Origin of the sequence: Pseudomonas sp. HMWF006, from assembly GCF_003061205.1 — a bacterium.
Classification (GTDB): Bacteria; Pseudomonadota; Gammaproteobacteria; order Pseudomonadales; family Pseudomonadaceae; genus Aquipseudomonas; species Aquipseudomonas monsensis.
In genome coordinates this window covers 1-7,333 of sequence record NZ_QAIU01000411.1, presented here as the reverse complement: position 1 = coordinate 7,333, position 7,333 = coordinate 1, and the positions used below count along the sequence as shown (strand labels likewise).

General features: G+C 59.8%; 1 protein-coding gene and 1 pseudogene. Both read right to left on the bottom strand.

Translation table 11 applies throughout. The features are described from left to right. The coding region (locus tag DBR24_RS16915) for a filamentous hemagglutinin N-terminal domain-containing protein (protein WP_256591577.1) at positions 1 to 6,675 on the bottom strand (6,675 nt) is incomplete at its 3' end. Between the two features lie 370 nt (positions 6,676 to 7,045). Then, positions 7,046 to 7,333: pseudogene (locus DBR24_RS16910) on the bottom strand (hypothetical protein); the annotation flags it as partial.

Below are 7,333 nucleotides of genomic sequence, written 5' to 3'. Positions count from 1 at the left end.
GTACACCCCCGCTGCCCGTGCCGCGCCGGCGTACCCGCCGATCACCACATCACCCAGACCGTAGAAATCACCGTGCTGGTTGGTCAGCGTGCTGACGCCGAGGGTCATGTTATTGCCGCTGAAAATCAGCCCGCGATCGTTGAGCAACGAAGGCGTGTTGATGATGAGGTTCTGCGCCGCCCCCAAGGTGCCGTAGTTGGCAACAATGCCTGCGTTGATCGTCAGGTCTTCGCTGGAGGTCATGCGCCCGGCGTTGCTGAGCTGGCCGCCGATATTGAGAGTCGACGCGGCACCCACCGCGAAACTGCCGCCCGCCGCGACGTTCATCTGCGCGGCGGAAAGGTAAGCGCCGCGCTGACTGGTCAAGCGGCCGCTGCCGGCGTAGGTTCCGCCGATTTGCATATCGAGGATGCCATCACTGGCGATCAAGCCATCGTTGCTCCAGTTGCCGCCCCGGATCTGCAGGGAATCGGAAGCCAGCAATTTGCCGCTGGCTGTCTGGCTGAATTGGCCGACATTGACGTTCAGGCGACCGGCCTGAATGACGTTGGAGTTGCTCCAGCTGTCGGCGTTGAGTTCCAGCAGCCCACCGGTGACGATGCTGCCGCCGGCGCCGATGACATTGGCGGTAGAGATGTCGAACTTGCCGCTCCCGACGTGGTTGAGTTGCCCGCCGGCATTGAGGAGGCCGCCGACAGCCAGGGTCATGTCGGCGTTGGCGGTTTCCAGCACGCCGTTGCGGTTGTCGAGCAAACCGCCGATCTGGAACAGGGTTTTGCCGGTGTTGCTTAGCGAACGCAGACGGCCGTTCTGGTTGTCGACGCTGGCAGCTTTTACGCTCAGTTGGCTATCGCTTTCGATGACACCCGTGCCGTTGCGTAACGCACCACTGAGACCGAAGTCGATATGGTTGGCAGCGATCTGCCCGCCAGCGTTTTCCAAATTTGTACCGGTGACGCCCAGCAACCCTTTCGAATACAGCACGCCACTGCTGTTATCCAGTGCCGCCGTGGTAATGCTGCTGTCGGCCGACTGCGCGGAAATCCGCCCGCCGTTGTTGTTCAGGCCCGCCAATGCATTAAGCGTCAGGCTCTGCGCCTGAATGATGCCGCCCTGACGGTTATTGTTCAGGTCGAAGCCATTGCGCAGCACGCCAACGGTGCGTGCTTCCAGTGCGCCTTTGATACTGGACAGCGTGCCGCCACGGTTATCGATGTTGGCCGCTTTGACAACGACATTGCCGCTTTGCGCGATGACCTTGCCGCTCTGGTTGTCGAAGTCACCGCTGACTTCGAGGGTCAACGCGCCTTCGCTCTGGATCGAACCTTTACTATTGCGCAGGCTGACCGCGTTCAATTGCACGCCGGCCTTCTGGCTGTAGATCAGACCGTCGGCGCTGTTGTTGACGGCGCCCGTTGCGGTGATCTGCAATTGGTCATTCGCCGCGACGGTGCCCTTGTTGCTGTTGTCCAGAGAATCGGTGTGCGCTTCCAGTATTTTCTGGCTGGCGATCTGGCCTTTTTGATTGCGCAGATCGGTGACGCCCGTGATCAACATCGCGCCGCTACTCGCCAGTTTGCCGGCGTTGTTGTTCAGTTCTCCGCTCAGGTTGAGGGTGATCGCAGCGTTACTGGCGATCTGGCCGCCGTTATTGTCCAGACCTGTGGCCGTAGCGGTGAACGCCTGTTCGGCATTGATTGAGCCGCCGGCATTGGTGAAAGCTGTGCTGACGACATCCAGTGCCGCACCGCTGTAAATCAGGCCTTGGCTGTTATTGAGCGCACCGCCCAGCGTCAGGGTTTGCCATGCGCCACTGCTCAGATTGCCTTTGTTGCTGTTGTCGAGACTGTCCGCCTTGAGGTGAAGATTGCCTTGGGCGACTACAGCCCCCGCGTCGCTGTTAAGCAGCGCATTTTTGAGATCGACCGAGACATCGGCGAACTTGCTGGAGAGCGTGCCGCTGTTGCGGTTGTCCAGGCTGTCGGCGTTGACGGTGAGTCCTTGCCAACCGGAGATCAGGCCTTTCTGGTTGACCAGCTCGGTGCCACGCAACAGCAGTTTTTCACCGCTGATGATTTTGCCGGCGCTGTTGTTCACGGCTCGGGCAATCAACTCGAAACCGAGCTTGCTGGAAATCTCACCACTCTGGTTGTTCACGTCACGCAGGCGCTTGAGCGTCAATGGCCCTTGCGCCGTGAGCACGCCGCGCTGGTTGTCGAGATCGCCATTGGCCAGATCGAGAGTGACGGCTTTGTCACCCACCAGGCGTCCGCCGTTCTGGGTCAGGGATGTCAGCTTCAGATCAATGTCACCGCTGGCGGAAACTTCGCCGCCGTCGCTGGAGTCCAGTCCGGTGGCGGCCAGCGTCAGGTTGCCTTGGCTGTTGATCAGACCGCTATCGCGGTTGTTCAAATCGGCGCTGGTGATCTCGAGAGATTGCGCCGCGCTGATCAGGCCTTTGGTGTCATTGCGCAGCAGACCGTCAACGGTCAGGCCGAGGTCGCCACGGCTGACCAGGTTGCCGCCGCTGTTGTTCAGGCTGGCAGCGCGCGCGTCGATGGCGGCTGCGCCGATCATGCCTTTAACGTTGTCCAGTGCGGCCGCGATGCGCAGGGTCAGGCCCTGATTGCTCAGGAGTTTGCCGTTGCTGTTGGCGAGGCTTTGCGCGTTCAGGGTGAACGCTTCGGCGCTGGAAATTGTGCCGCCCTGGTTGTTGACGCCGTTGAGTTGCTTGAGCAGCAGTGTGCCCGGCGCGTTGATCAAACCGCCGATGTTGTTCAACTGGCCGTGGTTCAGGTCCAGGCTTAGCTGCGTGTTGCTGAACAGCTTGCCGCCCTGTTGATCAAACCCGCTGACCGAAGCCGTCAGCGCGTTCTGACTGCCGATGCTGCCATCGCCACTGTTAGTGACCTGGCCGGCAGTGAGGTTCAGGGTGTCGGCGCTGCTCAGTCGACCGTTGCTGTTATCAAAGGCGTCGGTGGTGACCGTGACGGCACCTTTACCGCTGAGCGTGCCCTTTTGACGGTTGTCGAGGCTGGCGCTGTTCAGTACCAGCGCGCCGTCGGTGACGATCTGGCCGCCCTGATTGTCGATGCTGGCGTCGCTGTCCAGCATCAAGTCCGCTGCACTGGACAGACTGCCTTTTACGTTGGTCAGTTTCGCGTTGTTGACCGTCAGCGTGCCTTCGCTGCTGACCTTGCCCGAAGTGTTATCAAAGGCGCCGGTGAGGTTCAACAGCATGCCTTGCTGACTGAGCAATTCGCCGTCGCTGTTAATCAGCGAGCGCCCCTGCAGATTGAACTGCGAGCCCGCATTGATCAGGCCTTTGGTGCGGTTGAGCACTTCATCGACGGTCAGCGTCAGGGCGGTGCCGGTGAAGATTTTGCCGCCGTCGCTGTTATCGAGTTTTTTGCCCGTAATCTGCAAATCGCCGTTGCTGCTGACCTCACCGCCACGGTTGTCCAGGTCAGCGACGGTCAGGGTCATGTCTTTGCTTGAGCCCAGCAGACCGTTCTGCCGATTATCGAACTGATCGGCTTCCAGTTTGAGGACGCCGGTGGCGATCAACTGACCATTCTGGTTGTTGACGGTTTTTGCCTGCACGCTGGCATCGACCTTGCCGGCGATATTGCCTTCACGGTTGTCCAGTTCGTCAGCAGTAACGGTCAGTTGGCCGTCAGCGATGACCGTGCCGAGTTGGTTATCCAGGGTCTTTTCGGTGGTGAGCAACAACTCGGCGCGACTGCTGATCAGACCTTCGTGGTTGTCCAGACTGCCGCTGTGGCTGTCCAGCGAGGCGGCGGAGATGACGCCTTTGAGGTTGTTCAATGCCGCCGCAATGCGCAACGTCAGGCCCTGCTGACTGAGCAGTTTGCCGTTGCTGTTGTCGAGATCATGCGCGGCGAGCAAGAAGGCTTGCTGACTGGAAATTTCCCCGCCCTGGTTGCTCACGCCGTTGAGGTTTTTCAGCAGCAGCGTGCCGGGGGCATTGATCAAACCGTTCTGGTTGTTCAACTGGCCATTGTTCAGATCGAGGGTCAGATCAGTCTTGCTGAACAGCTCACCGCCCTGTTGATCCAGCCCGGTGAGCGAAACATCCAGCGCCTGCTGGCTGGCGATGCGGCCGGTGGCGTTGTTGACCTGCCCTGACTTGAGCGTCAGCGCCGCTCCGCTGGAAAGTTTGCCACCCTGGCTGTTGTCAAATCCGCCGGTCTCGACCCGGCTGTTGCCTTGGCCGTAGATCACACCTTTGCGGCTGTTATCAAGACTGCCGCTGTTGACGGTCAGCAGGCTGTCGCTGCTGATAGAACCGGCCTGATTAAGCAAAGCGCCAGTGCTGGAAAGTTTCAGGTTGCCGGCACTGCCGAGGCTGCCATTGCTGTTGTCGATGCGCGCAGCATTGACGGTCAGCGTGCCGTCGCTGCTGATCGCGCCGAGCGAATTGATCAGCGCGTCATCAAGGGTAATCACCAGACCGTTGAGGCTGCTGAGATTGCCGCCGCTGTTGTCCAGCGTGGTGCCGGTAACGGTTACCGCGCCCTTGGTGGCGGCGATCAAGCCTTTGCTCTGGTTGATCAGCTTGGTGACGCTCAGCCCAATGTTACTGCCGGAGAGGATTTTGCCGCCGTCGCCGTTATCCAGACGCAGGCCTTTGACGTTCATCAGCAGGTTGCTGGAGATTTCGCCACTGCGATTGTCGACGTCGTCGACCGAGAGTGTCAGCGCTTTAGTCGTACCGACCAGCCCGCCGTTGCGGTTGTCGAGGGTCTTGCCGGTCAGGCTCAAATAGCCTTGGGCAACCAGCGCACCACCCTGTTGTTGCAGCAGGCCGATGGTTGCCAGCAGGTCGCTCTGACTGGACATCCGTCCGGCCGCGTTTTGAATTTCGGCAGCGGTCAGGTTGACGGGGCCGACCGCACTGACCAGACCACCGCTGTTATCCAGCCGGGTGCCGACATAAGTCAGGCCAGCCTTGCCGCTGATCACGCCTTTTTCGCGGTTATCCAGTTGCACAATATTTAAGGTCAACAGCTGGTCGGCCTGAATCACCCCGCCCCGGTTGTCGGCGACATCACTGCGCACGGCCAGCGTGCTTTTACCGATGACTTTACCGTCGCTGTTGAGCAAGGTGCCGGCCTGCAGATCGACGGCGCCTTTGGCAGAGATATCACCCTTGTTGCGGTTGTCGAGCGTGCCACTGATGTGTGCAGTCAGGCTGCCATCGCTGACCAGCGCCCCGGCTTCACGGTTGTCCAGACTGGCAGCTTTCAGATTCAGCGAACGCCCCGAACCGAGCGCGCCGTCGCGGTTGTCCAGCGCACCGCCGAGATCGATATTCAGGCCCAGGTCACCGAGAATCTGCCCGCTGCGGTTATCGAGCATGTCGCCAGTGATGGCGATGTTCTGACCGCTTAGCGTACCTTTCCGGTTATTCAGAGAAACGGCGTTGACCGTCAGGTTGCGGCTCGCGGTGAGACTTTTGCTGGTGTTGTCGAGTTCCTGCGCGGTCAGGCTCAGATCACCGTTGGCATTGCGGCTGCCGTCGGCGTTGACGCCCGCCTCGATGGCGCCAGCGTTGGTCAGTTGACCGCCAGCGCTGAGGTTGATGCTGTCGCGGGCCGCGAGGGTCTGACGGTTGGACAGGTTGCCTTGTGTCTGCACATTGAGCGCGGTGCCGGCGTAAACCGGGCCGCGTGCGTCGAGGCTGGCAGCCTTGACGTTGACCATACCAGTGGCCGAGGTGTCAGCCAGACTCAACTGGCCGTTGGCATCGAGCTGAATATCACCGCCGCTGGCAATCAGCTTGCCGTCGAGCTTCACCCCGACCCCGGCCTCAGTGCCGACCAGTTTGATCGCCCCGGCATACATGCCGCCGAGTGCTGAGGAGTCGATGGCCAGTTGCGGCTTACCGCTGCCATCATTGGCACGGGCGGTGGCATTGAGAGTTTGTGCATTGACGTCGTTGCGCCCGGCGACAATCGTCAGGTTCTGTGCCTGAATCTCGGCGTTGATTTTCGCGCTGCGGGTGATGATTTCGAAGCGGTCGACATTGGTCGCGTTAAGGCCCGTGCCCTCGATGGCCACCGTGCCCTGATCAACCTGAAAACGATCCAGGCGACCGTTATCGAGCACCGGTTTACCGGTGGTCAAAGTCACGCGCGGCGAATTGATAAAGCCGCAACCGTTGCAGGTAATGCCATAAGGGTTGGCGACAATCACCCGCGCCGACTGCCCCGCCACTTCGGTGTAACCGCGCAACTGGCTCGGGTTGCCGCTGATGACTTCGTTGAGAATTGCCTGCGCCGAACCGCTGTTTTTCAGGTTCGGGTTGTCGATGATATGCCCGCCCAACTGGGTGAGATTATTCTGCGTCGAGCCGTTGTTGAGGATCAGTCCTTGCGCGCCGACGTTGTAATCGTGGAACTGGTTGTGCGACAGACCACTGGCGTTGGGCGTGGCGATGTTGATGATCGGCACGCCATTGCCGGCGCGATCAAGCGACGTATTCGGGTTGGCCACGACGATGCCGTCGGCCTGTGCCCACATGGGTTGCCAGAACATGACGTTCGCCAGCACAAATGCCAACCCGCGCTTGGGCATGCCCAAAAAACGCTCACGGTCTTTTACGGCCGCACAAGGTTGGAACGCAAGAAAGGCGAACTGACGAACGTCCATGTCAATGATCTCGAGAAGTTGCTTTAGATGAAGAAGTCGATGCAGAAATAGATCGGTGCTTCGCGCTAGGTCAGCGCGTCCGGCCGTCCCGGGGAATGAGCAACGTCACACCGGCGACGCCCTTGAGCTCGATGCTCTGGATGGGGAACAGCGGGTATCAGTGGCGCCGCCGGGAGTCGATGCTGTGGCGACGAAATAAAGTGGAGACATGCACAGCAAAGCTGCGCACAACCTCGCCGCGAGGGCGGGTGAGGACATGTTCGATCCCTTGAAACGAAAGCGATATCAAAATAGTGGCGCGATATTAGATGGCCATCATTTTGACGTCAATCTTACGTTTCGACCGCCTGTCGCTACGTGCGGGGGATTTTTAGTTTTTGGACGTCACAGCAATTCGTTGATCCGGCTGGCTAACATCGTAAACATGCTGCTCGCAACCCTGCCCGACAAACTGAAACTCCACCAGGTAGACCTTGCTTCGTTCCGGCGTAAAAGTACTGTTCAGCGGCCCGCAGCTATAAGTGTTGCCGGTACCCATTCCGTTGGAACGCCCCGAGACCTCGAAGGGTTCGTCGGCATTGGCTTGCGTTTCCAGCTGAGGGAAATGTTTGAAGGTGGCGCTGTTGGCCGCTTCGTTGAGTTTGGCGATCCAGGCGAA